Source organism: Nocardioides sp. CCNWLW216 (genome assembly GCF_037120545.1).
Classification (GTDB): Bacteria; Actinomycetota; Actinomycetes; order Propionibacteriales; family Nocardioidaceae; genus Nocardioides; species Nocardioides lianchengensis.
Genome location: NZ_JBBBBJ010000004.1, coordinates 328706 through 348762, shown reverse-complemented (window position 1 = coordinate 348762; position 20057 = coordinate 328706). Strand labels below are relative to the sequence as shown.

Genomic DNA, 20057 nt, shown 5'->3' with positions numbered 1-20057 from the left:
GGGGTGATTCATCGGGGCACCACCGTCATCGGGGCGACCGCGAAGCCGCGGACGTTGACCGAGTGCACCCGCCGGCACGCGTCGTGGTCGATCTCGATCGAGCGGGCCCGCTGGACCAGCGCCGTCAGCGCGACCCGCGCCTCCAGCCGGGCCAGGTTGGCGCCCAGGCAGAAGTGCCGGCCGCCGCCGAAGGAGAGGATCTTGGCCAGCTCCTCCGGATCACGCGTGATGTCGTACTCCGTCGGGCGGCTGAAGACCGACTCGTCGCGGTTGGCCGAGCCCAGGCAGAGCAGCAGCTTGGACCCCTGGGGCGCGACCCGGCCGTGCAGCTCGACGTCTCGGAGCAGGTAGCGCGCCAGCAGCTGGCTGGACGTGTCGTAGCGCAGCGTCTCCTCCACCCAGGGCGCCACCAGGTCGGTGTTCCCGTCCCCGCCGAAGACCAGGTCGTGCTGGTCCGGGTGCCGGGTGAGATGGAAGGCGGCGTGGCCGAGCAGCTTGGTGGTCGTCTCGTTGCCGGCGACCACCATCAGGAAGAGGAAGGCGATGACGTCGTCGTCGGTGAGGCGCTCGCCGTCGACCTCGGCCTCGATGAGCGCGCTGGTGAGGTCGTCGCTCGGCTGCCTGCGCCGCTGGGCGACCATGTCCAGGTAGTAGGAGACCAGCCACAGCGAGGCCTCGGCGCCGGCCTGCGGGACGTCGTACACGCCGTCCTCGCGGTGGACGACGACGTCGGCCTGGCGTCGCACCTCGGCCCGGTCCTCCTCGGGGACGCCCATCATCTCGGAGATCACGTCCATCGGGAGCTTGCCGGCGAAGTCGGCGATCCAGTCGAAGCTGCCCCGCTCCAGGCACTCGCCGAGGTAGCGGTCGGTGAGCTCCTGGATGCGCGGGAGCAGGTCGTGAACGCGGCGCGGGGTGAAGCCGCGCGAGACCAGGGAGCGCAGCCGCTTCTGTCGCGGCGGGTCCATGCCAAGGATCGACATCACCTTGTGGGCGTCCGGGCCCCACGCGGACTTCTCGATCGCCACGCCGTAGGAGTTGGAGTAGGTGCCCTCGGTGCGCAGCGCCTCGGCGATGTCCTCGTGCCGGGTGAGCGCCCACAGGTCCAGGTCGGGGTTGTGGTGCAGCGGCTCGTGCTCGCGCAGCCAGGAGTAGACCGCGTAGGGGTCGTTCTGGAACGTGTAGTCGTAGGGGTCCAGCACGGTGGGCGTGCTCTGCAGGACGCTCATGCCGGGGCCCCCGCGGAAGCGCGAGCGCAGCGAGCGGTTTCGTGGGGAAAGCTCATGCATTGCCTCTCATGATGGTGGCGACGACCGCGTCGAGCCGCTCGCCCATCTCGGTGTAGGTCAGCAGGCCCATGCCGGCCTGGAGCAGGGCGCCGGAGAACGCGAGCGCGAGCGTCTCGACGAGGACGTCGTCGGCCGCGTCACCGATGGCCGCGCGGAACCGCGCGGCGAACTCGGCGCCGATCCGCAACCGCAGCCGGGCGACGTCGGCGTCGGTGGCGAGCAGCGCCGCCGTGGTGCCGGCGGCCAGCTCGGGAGACGCGGCCAGCAGCGCGGTCAAGTGCCGGGTCACGCCGCAGACCCGCTCGACCGGGGTCGCGCCGACCGGCGCCGGCTGCGGATCGGTCAGCACCGCGCGCCAGAACAGCTCGGCGAAGAGGTGGTTCTTCGACGCGAAGTAGGTGTACGCCGTCGCCGGGCTGACGCCCGCGCGCCCCGCGACCGTGCGGATCGTCAGCGCCTCCGCCCCCGTCGCGCGCAGCTCCTCGGCGCCGGCCGCGAGCAGCCGCTCGACGGTCTCGGTCTGCCGGGCGGTCATGGAACTGGACACGTGTCCAAGTTAGAACGTGTTCTGGTCGTCGCGCAAGCGTTTCGGACGAACTCCGTCCGAACCGGTGGCTGAGCAGGTTGCGCCAGCACCGTGTCGGGCGAACTCCGTCCGCACCGGTGGTTGAGCAGGCCGCACCAGCAACCACGTCGGGCGAACTCCGTCCGCACCGGTGGTTGAGCAGGTTGCGCTAGCAACCGTGTCGAAACCCCCGCAGCCCACGAGCGACGTCGCTCGAGGTCATGGAGATTTCGCACCCCACGCCCTGCATCGTCGCCGGCCGGAGACGTCGCGGATGGCTGTCGGCGCCTCCGGGCACCATGGGTCCATGCTGCTCGCCGACCTCGTCGCCACCTCCGCGGCCGTGGCCGCGACCCGCTCCCGCAAGGCCAAGGTCGCGGCCATCGCCGAACTGCTCGCCGCGGCCGCGCCCGACGAGCGGCAGGTCGTCACGTCGTACGTCGGGGGCGCGTTGCTGCAGCGCCGCACGGGCCTGGGCTGGCGCGGCCTGACCGACCTGCCCGCGCCGGCCGGGTCGGGCTCGCTGTCCGTGCTCGACGTGCACGAGGCCTTCGACGCGATCGCGGCCATCGCGGGGGCCGGCTCGCAGGCGGCACGCGCGGCGGCGGTCGCCTCGCTCTTCGGGAGGGCGACCGTCGAGGAGCAGCCGTGGCTGCGCGGGGTGGTCACCGGCGAGGTCCGCCAGGGGGCGCTCGACGCCCTGGTGCAGGAGGCGGTGGCCGCGGCGGCCGACGTGCCTCTCGCCGCGGTGCGGCGCGCCGCGATGCTCGCGGGGTCGACCGTGGCGGTCGTCGACCTCGCGTTCGACGGCGGCTCGGACGCCCTGACCGAGGTCGGACTCGAAGTCGGCCGCCCGGTGCTGCCCATGCTCGCCTCGTCGGCGAAGACCCTGGCCGAGGCGATCGAGAAGGCCGGCGGCGGCACGGTCGCGGTCGACACCAAGCTCGACGGCATCCGGATCCAGGTGCACCGCTCGGGCGACTCGGTGCGGATCGCCACCCGCTCCCTCGACGACATCACCGACCGACTGCCCGAGGTGGTCGAGGTCGCCCGCTCCCTGGACGCCACGGACTTCGTGCTCGACGGCGAGGCGCTCGCGCTCGACGACGAGGGCCGCCCGCGGGCGTTCCAGGACACCGCGTCCCGCACGGCCCAGGCCGACGGCGTCCGGGTGACCCCGTTCTTCTTCGACGTCCTCCACGTCGACGGCCGCGACCTGCTCACCATCCCCGGCGACGAGCGGCTGGCCGAGCTGGAGCGTCTCGTCCCCGAGCCGTTCCGCGTCCCCCGCGTCGTCACCGACGACCCCGCCGTCGCCGAGGCCTTCGCCGCCGACGCGCTGACCGCCGGCCACGAGGGCGTGGTGGTCAAGAAGCAGTCCGCGCCGTACGACGCCGGCCGCCGCGGCGCCGCCTGGGTCAAGGTCAAGCCGGTCCACACCCTCGACCTGGTCGTCCTCGCCGTCGAGTGGGGCTCCGGCCGCCGCTCCGGCTGGCTGTCCAACATCCACCTCGGCGCCCGTGACCCCGCCAGCGAGACGGGGTTCGTGATGCTCGGCAAGACCTTCAAGGGCATGACCGACGAGATGCTCGCCTGGCAGACCGAGCGCTTCACCGAGCTCGCCACCTCACCGACCGACCGCTCGTCGTACGTCGTCGAGGTCCGGCCGGAGCAGGTCGTCGAGATCGCGTTCGACGGACTGCAGAGGTCGACCCGCTACCCCGGCGGGCTCGCGCTCCGCTTCGCGCGGGTGCTGCGCTACCGCGACGACAAGACCGCCGACGAGGCGGACACGATCAAGGCGGTGCGTGCCTACCTCTGACTCTCGGCGTCCGGCGGACTCACCGGGCCTCCGTCGGCTCCACGGCCCGGGCCCGACAGACCGCCCGGGTCTGCACCAGACCCAGCGCCCAGCAGGTCGGACAGCCGCGAAGCAGGACCACCCCCACCAACGCGAGCAGCAGCGTCAGCGGACCCCAGACCGGGATCAACGCGAAACCAGCGACCAGCGCCGCCAGACCGAGCACGCCGCGGACCAGGTGCCGCGGCACCGATCTGCTCGCGAACATCGTGTCGGGATCCATGCGGCCAGTGTGTCGCACGTCCGGGTACGTCCCGCGGCGGAAGGCGACACTCCCGCCTGGCAGGTGTCGGATCTCGTACGCCGGGTCGCGGATCCGCCGATGACGTCGCGGCAGCCGTCCGGTCGTCACGCCGATGCTCCCGCCGGGGTGCCCGAGGTGGAGGGGTCCGACCACCGGCTCTCGCCTCAGGTCCTCCAAGCCGATCGCCAGGACGACGAACTCGACGAACGCCCGGCACGGGCGAGAATCGTGGAGCGGGACACGTGCCTGATGCGTGCTGGACTCCACGATCAGGCAGGGCCCAAGCCGCCACCCGGCCGCACGCCCACGGACCTCACCCCATAGCCGGCCGAGACGGCGAGCCGAGCGGACTCGCAGCCCGTCGGACGACAGGACGGCCCACTCGACGCCGTACGTCTTCTCGCCGGGTTTCGAGGCTCAGGCCTGGCGGCCTTCGCACCTCAACCAGCGGGGGCCGAGGTATCGCCCTCGCGCCTCAACCAGCGCGGAGGCGGGAGACGCTCAGAGCTGGGTGACCCGCCCACCCTCGACATGCCAGCGCTGGTCGAGCGCGACGTTCTCGAGCAGCCGGCGGTCGTGAGAGACGAGCAGCAGCGCGCCGTCGTACGACGTGAGCGCCTCCTCGAGCTGCTCGATCGCGGGCAGGTCGAGGTGGTTGGTGGGCTCGTCGAGGACGAGGAGGTTGACGCCGCGGGCCTGCAGCAGGGCCATCGCGGCGCGGGTGCGCTCCCCCGGCGACAGCTTGCCCACCGGTGAGGCGACCTGATCGGCCTTCAGCCCGAACTTGGCGAGCAGGGTGCGGACGTCGGCGGGGGTCCAGGTCGGGACGGCGAGCTCGAAGGCGGTGCCGAGCGGCTGGTCGTCGGGGAGGCCGGTGCGGGCCTGGTCGATCTCGCCCACCGCGACGGAGACGCCGAGGGAGGCGGAGCCGGAGTCGGGCGCGACCCGGCCGAGGAGGAGCGAGAGCAGGGTGGTCTTGCCGGCGCCGTTGGGTCCGGTGATGCCGATCCGGTCCCCCGCGTTGACCTGCAGCGACGCGGGCCCGAAGTCGAACGAGCCACGGCGGACGGCCGCGGAGTTGAGGGTCGCGACCACCGACGACGAGCGCGGAGCGGCCGCGATGGAGAACTGCAGCACCCACTCCTTGCGCGGCTCCTCGACCTCGTCGAGCCGGGCGATCCGCGACTCCATCTGGCGGACCTTCTGGGCCTGCTTCTCCGACGACTCCGACTGCGCGCGACGGCGGATCTTGTCGTTGTCGGGGCTCTTCTTCATCGCGTTGCGGACACCCTGCGAGCTCCACTCCCGCGTGGTCCGGGCCCGCGAGACCAGGTCCGCCTTGGTCGAGGCGAACTCCTCGTAGGCCTCCCTCGCGTGCCGGCGCGCGACGGCCCGGGCGTCGAGGAAGGCGTCGTACCCGCCGTCGTAGACCGCGACCTGGTGCTGGGCCAGGTCGAGCTCGACGATCCGGGTCACGCAGCGGGCCAGGAACTCACGGTCGTGCGAGACCAGGACGACGCCGCTGCGCAACCCGCGGACGAACGACTCCAGCCGGGCCAGCCCGTCGAGGTCGAGATCGTTGGTGGGCTCGTCGAGCACCACCAGGTCGAAGCGGCTGAGCAGCAGCGCGGCCAGCGCGGCGCGGGCGGCCTGGCCGCCGGAGAGGCCGGTCATCAGCGCGTCCGGACCGACGTCGAGGCCGAGCTCGGCCAGCACCGACGGCAGCCGGTCGTCGAGGTCGGCGGCGCCGCTGGCCATCCAGTGGTCGAAGGCGGCGGCGTACGCGTCGTCGGCTCCCGGGACGTCCGAGCCCAGCGCGGCGGCGGTGGACTCCATGGCCTCGGTGGCCGCGGTCGCGCCGGTACGACGGGCGACGTACGCCGCCACCGTCTCGCCCGGGATCCGGTCGTGCTCCTGCGGCAGCCAGCCGACGAACGCGTCCGACGGCGCTCGTGACACGGTCCCGCCCATCGGCTCGGCCTCGCCGGCGAGCAGCCGCAGCAGCGTGGACTTGCCCGCGCCGTTGGCGCCGACCACGCCGACCACGTCGCCGGGGGCGACCGTGAGGTCGAGGTTCTCGAAGAGGATGCGATGCCCGTGGCCGCCGGCCAGGTCCTTCGCCACGAGGGTCGCGGTCACCGGAGGATCCTAGGTGGTCGGCGGGCCCTCCCCGTCCACCAGCGCCTGCAGCCCGAGGACCAGCAGGAGGAGGGCGAGCATCAGCGTCCCGCCGAGCGCCACCACGTTGCCGACGACGTCGATCGCGTCGAAGCCGCCGAGGTGGTGCAGGTGGTAGGTCAGATGCACCGTGGCGAAGGCGGTCCAGGCGCCACCCAGCATCACGGTCGCGGCCGGCTCCTGCCGGACCAGCGCGACCAGTCCCGCGACCGCCAGGGCGAGGTAGAGACCGCCCACGTCGCGGACCAGGTGCTCGTTGAACGGACCGTCGACCCCGACCCACACCCGGTGCAGGCCGGGGAAGGCGTCGTAGAACGAGCGCGGCGCGAAGGCGGCCCACGGTCCGACGTACAGGGCGGACGCGGTGAGCGTCCCGGTGGCGAGGAGGTAGCGGCGACGGTGCACACCCCAGGGACGGGACCGGGCCGCCGTCTGTGACACCGCCCGATCCCGTCACAGTCGTGCAACTCGGAGTTACACCAGGGCTAGCATCGGGCCATGCCCACGCGCGCACCCGAGACCGACGGCCGTCGTTCCGCTGCCGCCGCCCGGCGCCGCAAGCGGGAGGCCGAGATCATCGCGGCCACCCGCGCGCTCTTCGACGAGCGCGGCGTCCGCGACGCCCAGATCGAGGACGTCGCTCGCGCGGTCGGCATCAACCGGGCCATCGTCTACCGGCACTTCTCCGGCAAGGAGGAGCTGTTCGCGCTGGTGCTGGTCGGCTACCTCGACGAGCTGCGCGACGATCTCGACGCCGCCACCGGCGACGACCCCCGCGCGCGGCTGGCCGCGATCGTCGGCGCGTTCGTCGACTACGGCCTGGCGCACCCGGCGTTCGTGGACTGCGCCCAGGCGCTGATGCGTCGCTCGGGGCCGGAGCTGCTCGACGAGATCTCCGAGGGCGCGCTCTTCCGGCTCGGCCGCAGCATCTCCGCCTGCCTGGCCGTGCTCGGCTCGGCCCTGGAGGAGCTCGGCGTCGACGACCCGACCCTGCTGGCGAACACCCTCTACGCGAGCGGGCTCGGCGCGCTCCAGCTCGCCCGGGTCGGCATCCTGGTCAAGGAGGCCTCCCCGGGCATCCCCACCGTCGGGCAGATCTCACCCGAGCAGGTCCGCGACTACCTGGTCACCTCGGCCCTGGCCCTCGCCACCCCCGTCGAGTGACGCCAGATGGCTCGTCAAGACACGTCTTGGCGACCATCTGGCGTCTCTCGACGGTCAACGCTCGAGGATCGCCACCACGCCCTGGCCACCAGCGGCGCAGATGCTGATCAGCCCGCGGCCCGAGCCCTTCTCGGCGAGCAGCTTGGCCAGCGTGGCGATGATCCGCCCGCCCGTGGCGGCGAACGGGTGGCCGGCGGCCAGCGAGGAGCCGTTGACGTTCAGCTTGGAGCGGTCGATCGACCCCAGCGGCGCGTCGAGGCCGAGCCGCTCGCGGCAGAAGACCGGGTCCTCCCAGGCCTTCAGGGTCGAGAGGACCTGCGAGGCGAACGCCTCGTGGATCTCGTAGTAGTCGAAGTCCTGCAGGGTCAGGCCGTTGCGCGCCAGCATCCGCGGCACGGCGTACGCCGGGGCCATCAGCAGCCCTTCGTTGCCGTGCACGTAGTCGACGGCTGCGGTCTCGGAGTCGACCAGGAACGCCTGCGGCTCGAGGTCGTGCGCGGCCGCCCACTCCTCCGAGGACAGGAGCACGACGGACGCACCGTCGGTCAGCGGCGTCGAGTTGCCCGCGGTCATCGTGGCGGCCTCGCCGCGGCCGAAGACCGGCTTCAGCTTGGCCAGCTTCTCGGCCGTCGAGTCCGCCCGCAGGTTGTTGTCGCGCTCGACGCCGCGGAACGGCGTGACCAGGTCGTCGAGCCAGCCGGCGTCGTACGCCGCGGCGAGGTGCTGGTGGGAGAGGGCGGCCAGCTCGTCCTGGTCCTCGCGGGTGATCTGCCACTCCAGCGCGGTCAGCGCGGCGTGCTCTCCCATCGATAGCTTGGTGCGGGGCTCGCCGTTCTGGGGGATCTCCAGGCCGATGTCACCGGGGCGGATCGCGCCGAGCGCCTTCAGCTTGCCGGCCGTGTCGCGCGACGCGTTGACCTTCATCAGCTTCCTGCGCAGCCGGTCGCTGATCGCGACCGGTGCGTCGGAGGTGGTGTCGGTGCCGCCGGCCACCCCGGCGTCGATCTGGCCGAGCGCGATCTTGTTGGCGACCTGGATCGCCGCCTGCAGCCCGGTGCCGCAGGCCTCCTGGATGTCGGTCGCGGGGGTCTCGGGCGCGAGCTTCGAGCCGAGCACCGCCTCGCGGGTCAGGTTGAAGTCGCGTGAGTGCTTCAGCACGGCGCCGGCGACGACCTCGCCGAGCCGCTCGCCGTCCAGGTGGAAGCGGGTGACCAGGCCGTCGAGGGCGGCGGTCAGCATGTCCTGGTTCGACACGTCGGCGTAGACGGTGTTGGACCGGGCGAAGGGGATGCGGTTGCCGCCGAGGACGGCGACGCGACGGATGCTGGTGACCATGCGGCCAGTGTTCCCCGCGGGGTACCACTTACCAACAGCATGAGGGCCACGTCACGAAATGTGGACACCGAGTTACACCACTAGTTACATGGAGTGTCATGAGCGACCGCTATCAGGACTTCGTCTCCTCGCCGATCGGCAGCTTCCTCGCGAAGAACCTCGGCCTCCCCGCCCCCACCAAGCTGGAGCGGTACGACGAGGGCGCGCCCCTGGTCGACGGCACGGTCGCCGTCGGCGGCCGCGGCCGGCTCGCCGAGTCGCTGCCCGGCCTGCTCGACGAGCTCGGGATCGCCAGCACCCAGGACGCCGACCCGCAGCAGCGGTTCAAGGGCCTGGTCTTCGACGCCACCGGGCTGAGCTCCTCGGCCGACCTGGTCGCCCTGCGCGACTTCTTCACCCCGCTGCTGCGCAGCCTCGACACCTGCCCGCGGATCGTCGTGCTCGGCACCCCGCCGCAGTCGGTCGCAGGCGGCGAGCGGGTCGCCCAGCGGGCCCTTGAGGGCTTCACCCGCAGCCTCGGCAAGGAGGTCGGCCGCGGCGGCACCGTCCAGCTGGTCTACGTCGCCGACGGCGCCGAGGGAGCGGTCCTCTCCACGCTCGGCTTCCTGCTCTCGCCGAAGTCGGCGTACGTCTCGGGCCAGGTGGTGCGGATCGGCGACCACGGGGCCACGACCGCCGGCGAGGTCGTCGACTGGACCCGCCCGCTCGAGGGCAAGGTAGCGCTGGTCACCGGTGCCAGCCGGGGCATCGGCGAGCAGATCGCCCGCGTGCTGCACCGCGACGGCGCCACCGTCGTCGGCCTCGACGTGCCGCAGGCCGCGAGCGACCTCCAAGTGCTGATGAAGGAGCTCGACGGCGACTGGCTGACCCTCGACATCACCGGCCACGACGCGCCCCAGCGGATCGCCCATCACCTGACCGAGAAGCACGGCGGCGTCGACGTCGTCGTCCACAACGCCGGCATCACCCTCGACCGCAAGCTCGCCAACATGTCGGCGAACGACAAGGGCGATCGGTTCGCCAAGGTCATCGAGGTCAACCTGACCGCCCCCGAGCGGATCACCCGCGAGCTGCTCCAGCAGGGCACGATCAACGACAACGGCTCGATCGTCGGCGTCGCGAGCATCGCCGGCATCGCGGGCAACGTCGGCCAGACCAACTACGCGGCCTCCAAGGCCGGCGTCATCGGCCTCGTCGACTCGCTCGCCGACGAGCTGGACCGCGGCATCACGATCAACGCGGTCGCCCCGGGCTTCATCATCACCCAGATGACCGCGGCTGTGCCGTTCGCGACCCGCGAGGTCGGCCAGCGGCTCAACGCGATGTCGCAGGGCGGCCTGCCGGTCGACGTCGCCGAGACCATCGCCTGGTACGCCTCCCCCGGCTCGACCGCCGTCAACGGCAACGTGGTCCGGGTCTGCGGCCAGATGATGCTGGGCGCATGAACGCCCTCCTCAGGGCGGCGCTCCCGAGCATCCCGCTCGTCAACCAGCTGCCCGGGATCCGCAAGGCGCCGGCCGAGGACTTCAGCGGCCTGCGTCTGACCCGCCCTCCGGTCACCGCCGAGCGCGCCCACGTCGAGCGGTACGCCGCGGTCTGCGGCTTCCCGGTCAAGGACACCGTGCCGGTGACCTACCCGCACCTGCTGGCGTTCCCGCTGCACCTCGCGATCATGGGCGACCAGGCGTTCCCCGCGCCCGCGATCGGGAGCGTCCACGTCGAGAACTCGATCACCACCCACCGGCCGGTCGCCGTCGGCGAGACCCTCGAGGTCGAGGTGGCGGTCGGGGCAGCGCGGCCGCACGCGAAGGGCACGGCCTACGCGTTCGCGACCACGATCTCGGCCGGGGGCGAGACGGTCTGGGAGAGCATCTCGACGTACCTCCGCCGGGGGAAGGGGGACGAGTCCGCGGCCGGCGGCACGTCGTACCCCGACGCGCCATCGCACGGCATCACCTGGCGACTCCCGGACGACCTCGGACGGCGCTACGCCGCGGTCTCCGGCGACCACAACCCGATCCACCTCTACCCGCTCACCGCCAAGGCCCTGGGCTTCCCGCGCCAGATCGCCCACGGGATGTGGACCCTCGCGCGCAGCGTCGCCGCGCTGGAGAACCGGCTCCCCGACGCCGTCCGCGTCGACGCCGCGTTCAAGAAGCCGGTCCTGCTCCCGGGGACGGTCGCGTTCGGGTCCGCACGGCTCGACGACGGGTACGCCTTCTCGCTCTCGCGGCCGCGCGACGGGGCCCCGCACCTGGTCGGGCGCACGACCGCACTCTGAGACGCGTGTGAACCACGTCTCTCCTGCTCAGGCCGGGAAAGACCTGCCGATCGGTGTCGTGAGAGCAGCGCCTAACTTCGTGCGCGTGCGCGACACCGATCAGGAGACCAGCGTGAGCGGCCCGGACAGCGAGACCACCTTCCAGTACGACGCCCTGCTGGTCGGCGGCGGCATCATGTCGGCCACCCTCGCGACGCTGCTGCACCAGGTGGAGCCGAGCTGGTCGATCGCCATCGTGGAGCGGCTCGACGAGCTGGCCCTGGAGTCCTCCGGCCCGTGGAACAACGCCGGCACCGGCCACGCGGCGCTCTGCGAGCTCAACTACTCCCCCGAGCTCCCCGACGGCACCGTCGACGTCAGCAAGGCGATCGGCGTCAACGAGCAGTTCCAGCTCTCGCGACAGCTGTGGGCGTTCCTGGTCGAGAGCGGCCGGATCCCGGACCCGACCTCGTTCGTCCACCCCAGCCCGCACCTCAGCTTCGTCTGGGGCGACGAGAACGTCGCCTACCTCCGCAAGCGGTACGACGCCCTCGCCGCCCACCCGCTCTTCGCCGGGATGGAGTACACCGAGGACCCCGCGCTCGTCGAGGAGTGGGCCCCGCTGCTGATGGCCGGCCGCGACCGCGACCAGCCCGTCGCCGCGACCCGGTCGCTGTCCGGCACCGATGTCGACTTCGGCTCGCTGACCCGCCAGCTCGTCGCCGGCCTCGCCGACCGACTGACCACCGAGGTCGTCACCGGCATCGAGGTCAAGAAGCTCGACCGGATCGACGGCGGATGGCGAGTGCGCGGCAAGCGCCTCGACGGCGGCGAGCGCTACGAGAGCACCGCCCGGTTCGTCTTCGTCGGCGCCGGCGGTCAGGCCCTCACCCTTCTGCAGCGCTCGGGCATCCCCGAGATCCGCGGCTTCGCCGGGTTCCCGGTGAGCGGCGAGTTCTGGCGGACCACCGACCCGGCGATCGTCGCCCGCCACCAGGCCAAGGTCTACGGCCGCGCCGCAGTCGGCGCGCCGCCCATGTCCGTGCCGCACCTCGACACCCGGATGGTCGACGGCACGCCCAGCCTGATGTTCGGCCCGTACGCCGGCTTCAGCCCCCGGTTCCTGAAGAACGGCTCGCTGCTCGACCTGTTCCGCTCGATCCGCCTGCACAACCTGTGGCCGATGCTCCAGGTCGGCTTCCGCAACCTCAGCCTGGTCGTCTACCTCGTCGGCCAGCTGCTCGCGGGCAAGCAGGCCCAGCTGAACGAGCTGCGGCAGTTCTTCCCCGACGCCGAAGCCGACGACTGGGAGAAGATCGTCGCCGGGCAACGGGTCCAGGTCATCAAGCGGGTCCCCGGCCAGGGCGGGGTGCTGCAGTTCGGCACCGAGCTGATCGCCGCCTCCGACGGCTCGATCGCCGGCCTGCTGGGCGCCTCCCCGGGCGCGTCCACCGCCGTCCCGATCATGCTCGACGTGCTCGCCGAGTGCTTCCCCGACAAGGTCGAGGACTGGCGACCGGCGCTGGAGAAGATGATCCCCAGCTACGGCGTACGGCTCTCGGACGACCCGGAGCTGGCCGCCGACGTGCTGCGCGACACCGCCCAGACGCTGGGTCTCAGCGCGGCGTGAGCGCGAGGACCGGGATGACCCGGTCCGTCTTGGCCTCGTAGTCGGCGAAGCCGGGATAGAGCGCGGCCTGCTCGGCGTACTTCGCGTCGCGCTCGGCGCGTGGCAGCTCCTCCGCCCGGACGGCGATCGTGTCGTCGCCGACCTCGATCGTGGCGTCGGGGTGGGCGATCAGGTTGTGGTACCAGGCCGGGTTGGTCGGCGCGCCCGCCTTGGACGCGAAGACCAGGTACCGCTCGCCGTCGGGCAGGTACATCATCGGGCTGACCCGCTCCTCGCCGCTCTTGGCGCCGGTGGAGTGCAGGAGCAGCAGCGGCGCTCCCTCGAAGTTGCCGCCCACCTTGCCGTGGTTGGCCCGGAACTCGGCGATGACCTGGTCGTTGAAGTCGCTCATGCGGCCATCGTGCACCCCGCGTCGGTCGAGGTGCGAGCGAAGCTCGCCTCGCACCTCAACCAGCGTCGACCCGCGGCCGGATCAGTCCCTCCTGGGCGAGCGTGGCGACGAGCGTGCCGTCCTCGAGGAAGACCCGGCCGAGCGAGAGCCCGCGGGCTCCCGAGGCCGACGGCGACCACTGGTCGTAGAGCCACCACTCGTCGACGCGGAACGGCCGGTGGAACCAGATGGTGTGGTCGAGCGAGGCCATCTGGGTCTTCACCGGGTTGGCGTCGTGGGCGGAGAGCGAGGCGCCCAGCAGGCTGACGTCGCTGGCGTAGGTGAACGCGGCCAGGTGGACCACCGGGTCGGCGGGCAGCTCCTCGCGGATCCGGATCCACATCTGGGCCTGCGCACGGTGCCGGGGGTGCTCGGGCAGGCCGGTGCGGGAGTTGCCGAGGTAGCGGACGTCGAGCGCCGACCACTCCTTGCCGAGCGCGTCGGCGTCGGAGTTCCCGCGGGCGCGCATCAGGTCGACCAGGTCGAGACCCTGGTCGGGCGCGCCGACCTGAGGCATCGCGTCCTGGTGCTCGTAGCCGTCCTCGGGCCGCTGGAAGTCCAGCGTCTGGTAGTAGATCGGCCGGCCGTGCTGGCGGGCGACCACCCGGCGGGTCTGGAAGGAGCGCCCGTCGCGGATCCGCTCGACGTCGTACACGATCGGGACGGCGTAGTCGCCGCCGCGCAGGAAGTAGGAGTGCAGCGAGTGCACGGCGTACGACGGGTCGACGGTCCGGATGCCCGCGACCATGGCCTGCGCGGCCACCTGGCCGCCGTAGACCCGGGCCCGCGCCGACTCCGGCTGGGCGCCGCGGAACAGGTCGGGCTCGATCTGCTCGAGGTCGAGGAGCCGCACGAGCTCGGACACGTCGCTCACGCCGGACTCACTCATGCCTGGCTCCGGGTCGGGTCGAACTTCCGCATCAGCGCCTCCTGGGCGACGGTCGCGACGAGGGTGCCCGCCTCGGTGAACACCCCGGCGGTGACCAGCCCGCGCCCGCCACCGGCGAACGGCGAGGTCTGGTCGTAGAGCCACCACTCGTCGGCGCGGAAGGGCCGGTGGAACCAGATCGCGTGGTCGAGCGAGGCGATCATGTGGGTGCCGTCCTCCGGCCGCGCGCCGTGCGGGGCGAGCGCCGCGCCCATCAGCGTCATGTCGGAGAGGTAGGTGAACGCCGCGACGTGCAGGAACGGGTCGTCGGGCAGGGCCGAGGAGACCCGCAGCCAGACCCGCTGCAGCGCGGGGTGCTCGGCATCGGGCGCCAGCAGTCCGTCGCCGGAGCTGCCGACGTAGCGCAGGTCGGCCACGTCCCACTCGCTGTCGGCGCTGGTGTCGCGGTCGGGGTAGAGCTCGGCCAGCACCTGCCGCGGGTCGAGCGAGTCGGCGGGCTTGGTCACGTCCGGCATCACGTCGTGGTGGTCCCAGCCCTCCTCCGCGACCTGGAAGTTCGCCGTCAGCGCATAGATCGGCCGGCCGTGCTGACGGGCCAGCACCCGACGGGTCCCGAAGGACCGGCCGTCGCGCAGCGTCTCGACGTCGTAGACGATCGGCGCGCGGGTGTCGCCGGGCTGCAGGAAGTAGGAGTGCAGCGAGTGCACGGCGTACGACGGGTCGACGGTGCGGGTGCCCGCGACCAGCGCCTGCGCGGCGACCTGGCCGCCGAAGACCCGGGGCAGCGCCGAGGGCTCCTGGGCACCCCGGAACAGGTTGTCGTCGATGCGCTCGAGGTCGAGCAGCGCCAGCAGGGCGGCGGCGTCCTTCGGCACGTCAGCTCCCCGACTTGTCGTCGTCGGGGCCCTCGAGGCCGGCCAGGAACTGCTCGAACTGCTGGCCCAGCTCCTCGCCGCTCGGCAGCGGCTGGTCGGGGGCCAGCAGGTTGCTGCCCGACTCCTCGGCGCGCTCGAAGGCGTCGTACTGCCGCTCGAGGGCGGCGACCACCTCGCCGAGCTCCGCGTTGGCCTCCAGGTAGCGGGCGATCTCGACCGCCCGGTCCTCGGCCTCGGCCAGCAGGCCGGACAGGTCGATCGTGAGCCGGCCCCCGATCTCGACCTGCTCCAGGAGCGACGCCGAGGCCTGGGGGAAGTCCAGCTGGGCGAGGTAGTGGGGGATGTGGGCGACGAAGCCGAGCGCGGCGTGGCCCCACTCCCCCAGCCGGATCTCGAGCAGGGACTGGGCGCTGCTCGGGATCCGCAGCTCCCCGCGCCACGGGCTCTCCCCGGTGATCAGCGACGGGTCGTTGGCGTGCGAGGTCAGCGCGATCGGGCGGGTGTGCGGGACGGCCATCGGCACCGAGCCCATCGCCACGGTGCGGGTCACGCCGAAGCGCTCGACGACCTCGCGCACCGCCCGGCAGAACGCCTCCCAGCGGTTGTCGGGCTCCGGCCCGTTCAGCAGCAGGTACGGCGTACCGCCCGTGTCGTGGAGCAGGCGGACGACCAGCCGCGGCGCGTCGTACGCCTCGTAGTGGTCCTGGACGAAGGACATCGCGGGCCGGCGGGCGCGGTAGTCGTGGAACTGGTCGACGTCGAACGTCGCCACCACCGAGCCCCCGTCGTCGAGGTCGCTCAGGTGCTGCGCGGCCCGGGCGGCGGCGTTGCCGGCGTCCAGGAAACCGTCGAGCACCAGCACCAGCGTGAGCTCGTCGACGCCGTCCAGCTCCGCCACGTCGTCGACGATGTGCACCAGGCGATCGGCCACGAACCCTCCTCGGTCAGGGGCCGTCCGGCGTGGTCGGCCCGAGGGTCAACCGTAGTGGGGTCCGCGCTTGTTCCGCGCACGGCGTGGTTTCCGCGCACGGCGTGCCGAGCCGTTGTTACCGTGGGGTAACCTGACGGCACCGATCCTGATCCACCACCGAGGAGACCTGTGTCCCGACAGCTGCGAGAGGTCGTCTTCGTCGACGGCGTGCGCACCCCCTTCGGCAAGGCCAAGGGCCAGTACGCCGAGACCCGCGCCGACGACCTCGTCATCAAGTGCATCCGCGAGCTCATGCGGCGCAACCCGTCGCTCCCGCCTGAGCGCGTCGACGAGGTGGCCGTGGCCGCCACCACGCAGATCGGCGACCAGGGCCTGACCATCGGCCGCACCGCCTCCCTGCTGGCCGGGCTCCCCCAGAGCGTCCCCGGCTTCGCCATCGACCGCATGTGCGCCGGCGCCATGACCGCCGTGACCACCACCGCCTCCGGCATCGCCTTCGGCGCCTACGACGTGGCCATCGCCGGCGGCGTCGAGCACATGGGCCGACACCCGATGGGCGAGGGCGTCGACCCCAATCCGCGCATCCTCTCCGAGCGCATCGTGAACCCCGATGCGCTGGTGATGGGCAAGACCGCCGAGAACCTGCACGACCGCTACCCCACGATCACCAAGGAGCGCGTCGACGCCTACGCCGTCCGCTCCCAGGCGAAGACCGCCGCGGCGTACGACGCCGGCAAGATCCAGCCCGACCTGGTGCCGGTGGCGACGAAGTCGGCCGAGCTCGGCTGGGGCCTGGCCTCCACCGACGAGCCGATGCGCCCGGGCACCACGATGGAGACCCTGGCCGCGCTGAAGACGCCGTTCCGCTCGCACGGCAACGTGACCGCCGGCAACGCGGCGGGCATCAACGACGGTGCGACCGCGTCGCTCCTCGCCGACGAGGAGACCGCGCGCGAGCTCGGCCTCCCGATCCGGATGCGGCTGGTGTCGTACTCCTACGTCGGCGTCGAGCCCGAGGTGATGGGCGCCGGCCCGATCCCGGCGACCGAGAAGGCCCTCCGGCAGGCCGGGCTGACCATTGACGACATCGGGGCCTTCGAGGTCAACGAGGCGTTCGCCGTCCAGGTGCTTGCCTTCCTGGAGCACTTCGGCATCGCCGACGACGACACCCGGGTGAACCCCTACGGCGGCGCCATCGCGATGGGTCACCCGCTCGCCTCCTCCGGCGTCCGGCTGATGACCCAGCTGGCGCGCTCGTTCGAGGAGCGGCCCGAGGTCCGCTACGGCCTGACCACCATGTGCATCGGCATCGGCATGGGCGGCACGGTCATCTGGGAGAACCCGCACTGGAACGGAGAGGCCGCCTGATGGACGACCTGCTGACGAAGGCCCAGGAGATCTCCTCCGACGCCGAGCGCGTGACCCAGGCCCACCTGCGCAAGGTCACGCTGCCCCTCGGGGCGGGCGTGCTGGGCCTGATCACCCTCGACAACGGCGAGGACCACACCAAGCCCAACACCTTCGGCCCGCGCTCGCTGCTCGCGCTGAACACGGCGATCGACGCGGCCCTGGCCGACGAGTCGATCTCGGCGATCGGCGTCACCGGCAAGCCCTTCATCCTGGCCGCGGGTGCCGACCTGACGTCGATCGCGGGCGGCGGCCCGGACGCCGTACGCGTCGTGGCCGAGCTGGGGCACGCGGTCTTCCGCAAGCTCCAGGACGGCGGCAAGACGTCGTTCGGGTTCGTCAACGGGCTCGCCCTCGGCGGCGGCCTGGAGGTCGCCCTGCACTGCGACTACCGGACCGTGATCGACAGCGCGCCCGCGCTGGGCCTGCCCGAGGTCATGCTCGGCCTGGTCCCCGGCTGGGGCGGCGCCTTCCTGGTGCCCAACCTGGTCGGCGCCGAGAAGGCCGTCACGGTCATCCTCGAGAACCCGCTCAACAACGGAAAGACCCTCGGCGGGCAGGCGGCCTTCGAGCTCGGCCTGGCCGACGCCGCCTTCTCGGGCGCCGACTACCTGGAGCAGTCGCTGCTCTGGGCCGCGCAGGTGCTGACCGGCGCGGTGCGCGTCGAGCGGCCCGAGGTCGACCGCGGCGACGGGTGGGACACCGCCGTCGCGCGCGGCCGGCAGATCGTGGCGGGCCGCACGGGCGGTGCCAGCCCGGCCGCCGCGCTGGCCGTCGACCTGATCGAGGCCGCCCGCGACGGTGATCGCGACGCCGGCTTCGCCCGCGAGGACGACGCCCTCGAGGCGATGTCGCGCACCCCGGAGCTGATCGCCTCGCTCTATGCGTTCGACCTGGTGCAGAAGCGGGCCAAGCGGCCCGCCGGCGCGCCCGACCGCTCGCTAGCGCGTCCGGTGACCAAGGTCGGCATCGTCGGTGCTGGCCTGATGGCCTCGCAGCTGGCGCTGCTCTTCGTCCGCCGCCTCGAGGTCCCGGTCGTCCTGACCGACCTCGACCAGGAGCGGGTCGACAAGGGCGTCGGCTACGTCCACGCCGAGATCGACAAGCTGCTCGCCAAGGGCCGGATCAACCAGGACAAGGCCAACCGCCACAAGGCGCTCGTCAGCGGCTCGGTCGACAAGGCCTCGTCGTTCGGCGACGCGGACTTCGTCATCGAGGCCGTCTTCGAGGAGATGTCGGTCAAGAAGTCGGTCTTCGCCGACGTCGAGAAGGTCGTCTCCCCCGAGTGCGTCCTGGCCACCAACACCTCGTCGCTGTCGATCACCGAGATGGCCACCGACCTCGAGCACCCCGAGAGGGTCGTCGGCTTCCACTTCTTCAACCCGGTCGCGGTGATGCCGCTGCTGGAGATCGTCCGCGGCTCCGCGACGTCCGACGAGACCCTCGCGACCGCGTTCGCGACGGGCAAGGCCCTGAAGAAGACCACGATCCTGGTCAACGACAGCCCGTCGTTCATCGTCAACCGGCTCCTCGGCCGGTTCATGAGCGAGGTCTCGAGGATCGTCGACGCCGGCACCCCGATCGACGTCGTGGACGGCTCGTTCGGCGGCGTCGCCCCGATGCCGCCGTTCACGCTGATCGCCCTGGTGGGTCCGGCCATCGCGCTGCACAACACCGAGACCCTGGCCGGGGCGTTCCCCGACCGGTTCTACGTCTCGCCCGCGCTGCAGCGGGTCGTGGAGGCGCGGAAGTCGGCGTACTTCGGTCCCGACGGGACCCTCGACCCCGAGGTGGCGGAGCTGCTCGAGAAGCCCGCGTCGCCGGTGGTGCTGTCGCCGGACGAGGTGCGCACCCAGGTGCTCACCGGCCTCGCCGAGGAGGTGCGGATCATGCTGGACGAGGGGGTGGTCGCCGCCGCCGAGGATCTCGACCTGGCCATGATCACCGGCGCCGGGTTCTCGTTCTGGAACGGCGGCCTGACCATGCTGCTCGAGCGCGAGGGGCTCGGCTCGTTCCACTGAGCCGTCGTAGCCGGACGTTCACGAGGCTCAGCCGGGAGAGCGTTCCACGCTCCGACCCCGGGCTCAGCGCCCTCTTGTGTACGTCCGGCTACGAGCACGACACCGGATCCGCCGCGCGTCGGCCGGCGCGTCGCGCCTGGGGCCGCCCCGGGGCCGACCCCGGGGCCGTCGCCCGCCCGTGCTGCTAGCGTCCCCGGGTCATGGACAGCGCCGAGGACCTCCGGCTCGCCCTCGACGTCTCCGACCGGGCCGCCGAGCTCGCGCTGCGCCACTTCGAGGCCGGGGTCGCCACCACGACGAAGGACGATGGCACCCCGGTCACGGAGGCCGACCGGGCCGTCGAGCGGTTGATCCGGCAGGAGCTCGAGTCCGCCCGGGCGGGCGACGCACTGCTCGGCGAGGAGCTCGGCGTGCGCGGGGACTCCGCGCGGGTCTGGATCATCGACCCGATCGACGGCACGTCGTTCTTCTCCCGCCACGACCCGCACTGGCGCGTGCACCTCGCCCTGCAGGTCGCCGGGCGCGTCGAGGTCGCCGTGGTCACGGCCCCGGCCCTCGGTCGCCGCTGGTGGGCGACCCGCGGCGGCGGCGCCTTCGAGTCGGCCTGGCCACCCGTCGCGGCCGCGACGGACCGGCTCTCGGTCAGCACCACCGCCACGGTGTCCACGGCCCGCGTCGACGCCCTGGACGTCGCCTCCCGGGACCGCCTCCGGCCCGGCGTCGGGCCCGCGCCCGGCAGCCCCCTGCCGCTCGTGGAGCTCGTGCGCGGCGAGATCGACGCCTTCCTGGTCGAGGGCTTCCACCTGTGGGACCACGCGCCCTGGATCCTCCTGGTCGAGGAGGCCGGCGGCCGGTTCACCGACCGGACCGGCGGCGCCGCCGGAGACCGCGGCGGTGGGCTCTACTCGAACGCGGCGCTGCACCCGCAGCTGCTGGCTGCCCTCGGGTACCCGGCCTCACCGCAGCGCTGAGATGCGT

Annotated in this window: 18 protein-coding genes; 8 read left to right on the top strand and 10 right to left on the bottom strand. The window is 72.4% G+C overall.

Annotation, left to right across the window (positions count from 1 at the left end):
* Positions 1-8: 8 nt before the first annotated feature.
* Both V7S47_RS11845 and V7S47_RS11840 read right to left on the bottom strand, forming a co-directional pair.
* Positions 9-1229: a cytochrome P450 gene (locus V7S47_RS11845; protein ID WP_336561734.1), complete on the bottom strand. Its 1221-nt coding sequence runs from the start codon at positions 1227-1229 to the stop codon at positions 9-11.
* 52 nt (positions 1230-1281) lie between these two features.
* The gene (locus tag V7S47_RS11840; RefSeq protein ID WP_336561733.1) at positions 1282-1836 is read right to left on the bottom strand and encodes a TetR/AcrR family transcriptional regulator; all 555 of its coding nucleotides are present in this window, start codon (positions 1834-1836) and stop codon (positions 1282-1284) included.
* 325 nt (positions 1837-2161) lie between these two features.
* Between V7S47_RS11840 and V7S47_RS11835 the strand changes: the two genes are divergently transcribed.
* Positions 2162-3676, top strand: coding sequence for an ATP-dependent DNA ligase (locus V7S47_RS11835; protein WP_336561732.1), 1515 nt, complete (start codon positions 2162-2164; stop codon positions 3674-3676).
* A 19-nt stretch (positions 3677-3695) separates the two neighbouring features.
* Here the strand turns inward: V7S47_RS11835 and V7S47_RS11830 are convergent, their stop codons facing one another.
* The 3 genes from V7S47_RS11830 to V7S47_RS11820 form a co-directional block, all read right to left on the bottom strand.
* Positions 3696-3938, bottom strand: coding sequence for a hypothetical protein (locus V7S47_RS11830; protein ID WP_336561731.1), 243 nt, complete (start codon positions 3936-3938; stop codon positions 3696-3698).
* A gap of 522 nt (positions 3939-4460) precedes the next feature.
* Positions 4461-6098, bottom strand: coding sequence for an ABC-F family ATP-binding cassette domain-containing protein (locus V7S47_RS11825; protein WP_336561730.1), 1638 nt, complete (start codon positions 6096-6098; stop codon positions 4461-4463).
* 9 nt (positions 6099-6107) lie between these two features.
* Entirely contained in the window at positions 6108-6578 is a 471-nt protein-coding gene (locus V7S47_RS11820; protein WP_336561729.1) for a hypothetical protein, read from the bottom strand.
* A gap of 57 nt (positions 6579-6635) precedes the next feature.
* Here V7S47_RS11820 and V7S47_RS11815 point away from each other — a divergent pair, with 57 nt between their 5' ends.
* Positions 6636-7301 carry a TetR/AcrR family transcriptional regulator gene (locus tag V7S47_RS11815; protein WP_336561728.1) on the top strand — a complete coding sequence of 222 codons (666 nt, stop codon included), beginning with the start codon at positions 6636-6638 and terminating at the stop codon, positions 7299-7301.
* Positions 7302-7355: 54 nt separating this feature from the next.
* Here V7S47_RS11815 and V7S47_RS11810 read toward each other — a convergent pair whose 3' ends face one another.
* The gene (locus tag V7S47_RS11810; RefSeq protein ID WP_336561727.1) at positions 7356-8636 is read right to left on the bottom strand and encodes an acetyl-CoA C-acetyltransferase; all 1281 of its coding nucleotides are present in this window, start codon (positions 8634-8636) and stop codon (positions 7356-7358) included.
* Positions 8637-8734: 98 nt separating this feature from the next.
* On the opposite strand from V7S47_RS11810, the gene V7S47_RS11805 reads away from it, so the two are divergent.
* From V7S47_RS11805 to V7S47_RS11795, 3 genes are all read left to right on the top strand, one after another.
* Positions 8735-10081: a 3-oxoacyl-ACP reductase gene (locus tag V7S47_RS11805; protein ID WP_336561726.1), complete on the top strand. Its 1347-nt coding sequence runs from the start codon at positions 8735-8737 to the stop codon at positions 10079-10081.
* Positions 10078-10917, top strand: coding sequence for a MaoC/PaaZ C-terminal domain-containing protein (locus tag V7S47_RS11800; RefSeq protein WP_336561725.1), 840 nt, complete (start codon positions 10078-10080; stop codon positions 10915-10917). The genes V7S47_RS11805 and V7S47_RS11800 overlap by 4 nt, the downstream gene beginning before the upstream one ends.
* A gap of 85 nt (positions 10918-11002) precedes the next feature.
* On the top strand, positions 11003-12526 hold the full coding sequence (locus V7S47_RS11795) for a malate:quinone oxidoreductase (protein WP_336561724.1): 1524 nt from the start codon (positions 11003-11005) through the stop codon (positions 12524-12526).
* On the opposite strand, the gene V7S47_RS11790 is transcribed toward V7S47_RS11795, so the two are convergent.
* From V7S47_RS11790 to V7S47_RS11775, 4 genes are read right to left on the bottom strand one after another with little or no spacing between them, the layout of a single operon-like run.
* The gene (locus V7S47_RS11790) at positions 12513-12917 is read right to left on the bottom strand and encodes a nitroreductase family deazaflavin-dependent oxidoreductase (protein WP_336561723.1); all 405 of its coding nucleotides are present in this window, start codon (positions 12915-12917) and stop codon (positions 12513-12515) included. The genes V7S47_RS11795 and V7S47_RS11790 overlap by 14 nt on opposite strands.
* Positions 12918-12972: 55 nt before the next feature.
* On the bottom strand, positions 12973-13830 hold the full coding sequence (locus tag V7S47_RS11785) for an acyl-CoA thioesterase (protein WP_336561722.1): 858 nt from the start codon (positions 13828-13830) through the stop codon (positions 12973-12975).
* Positions 13831-13841: 11 nt separating this feature from the next.
* Positions 13842-14720, bottom strand: a complete 879-nt coding sequence (locus V7S47_RS11780; RefSeq protein ID WP_336561721.1) for an acyl-CoA thioesterase — start codon at positions 14718-14720, stop codon at positions 13842-13844.
* 1 nt (position 14721) lies between these two features.
* The gene (locus tag V7S47_RS11775; protein ID WP_336561720.1) at positions 14722-15651 is read right to left on the bottom strand and encodes a PAC2 family protein; all 930 of its coding nucleotides are present in this window, start codon (positions 15649-15651) and stop codon (positions 14722-14724) included.
* Between the two features lie 168 nt (positions 15652-15819).
* On the opposite strand from V7S47_RS11775, the gene V7S47_RS11770 reads away from it, so the two are divergent.
* The 3 genes from V7S47_RS11770 (at position 15820) to V7S47_RS11760 (ending at position 20050) form a co-directional block, all read left to right on the top strand.
* Positions 15820-17019: a thiolase family protein gene (locus V7S47_RS11770; protein WP_336561719.1), complete on the top strand. Its 1200-nt coding sequence runs from the start codon at positions 15820-15822 to the stop codon at positions 17017-17019.
* On the top strand, positions 17019-19079 hold the full coding sequence (locus tag V7S47_RS11765; RefSeq protein WP_336561718.1) for a 3-hydroxyacyl-CoA dehydrogenase NAD-binding domain-containing protein: 2061 nt from the start codon (positions 17019-17021) through the stop codon (positions 19077-19079). Before V7S47_RS11770 ends, V7S47_RS11765 begins: the two co-directional genes overlap by 1 nt.
* Positions 19080-19279: 200 nt before the next feature.
* Positions 19280-20050 (top strand): inositol monophosphatase family protein, encoded by a 771-nt coding sequence (locus tag V7S47_RS11760; RefSeq protein WP_336561717.1) that lies wholly within the window; start codon positions 19280-19282, stop codon positions 20048-20050.
* Positions 20051-20057 lie beyond the last annotated feature (7 nt).

Coding starts and splice junctions, on each gene's coding strand:
- V7S47_RS11845 (WP_336561734.1), bottom strand. CDS start 1,229: ATGAGCGTCCTGCAGAGCACGCCCACCGTGCTGGACCCCTACGACTAC.
- V7S47_RS11835 (WP_336561732.1), top strand. CDS start 2,162: ATGCTGCTCGCCGACCTCGTCGCCACCTCCGCGGCCGTGGCCGCGACC.
- V7S47_RS11830 (WP_336561731.1), bottom strand. CDS start 3,938: ATGGATCCCGACACGATGTTCGCGAGCAGATCGGTGCCGCGGCACCTG.
- V7S47_RS11815 (WP_336561728.1), top strand. CDS start 6,636: ATGCCCACGCGCGCACCCGAGACCGACGGCCGTCGTTCCGCTGCCGCC.
- V7S47_RS11810 (WP_336561727.1), bottom strand. CDS start 8,636: ATGGTCACCAGCATCCGTCGCGTCGCCGTCCTCGGCGGCAACCGCATC.
- V7S47_RS11805 (WP_336561726.1), top strand. CDS start 8,735: ATGAGCGACCGCTATCAGGACTTCGTCTCCTCGCCGATCGGCAGCTTC.
- V7S47_RS11800 (WP_336561725.1), top strand. CDS start 10,078: ATGAACGCCCTCCTCAGGGCGGCGCTCCCGAGCATCCCGCTCGTCAAC.
- V7S47_RS11790 (WP_336561723.1), bottom strand. CDS start 12,917: ATGAGCGACTTCAACGACCAGGTCATCGCCGAGTTCCGGGCCAACCAC.
- V7S47_RS11765 (WP_336561718.1), top strand. CDS start 17,019: ATGGACGACCTGCTGACGAAGGCCCAGGAGATCTCCTCCGACGCCGAG.
- V7S47_RS11760 (WP_336561717.1), top strand. CDS start 19,280: ATGGACAGCGCCGAGGACCTCCGGCTCGCCCTCGACGTCTCCGACCGG.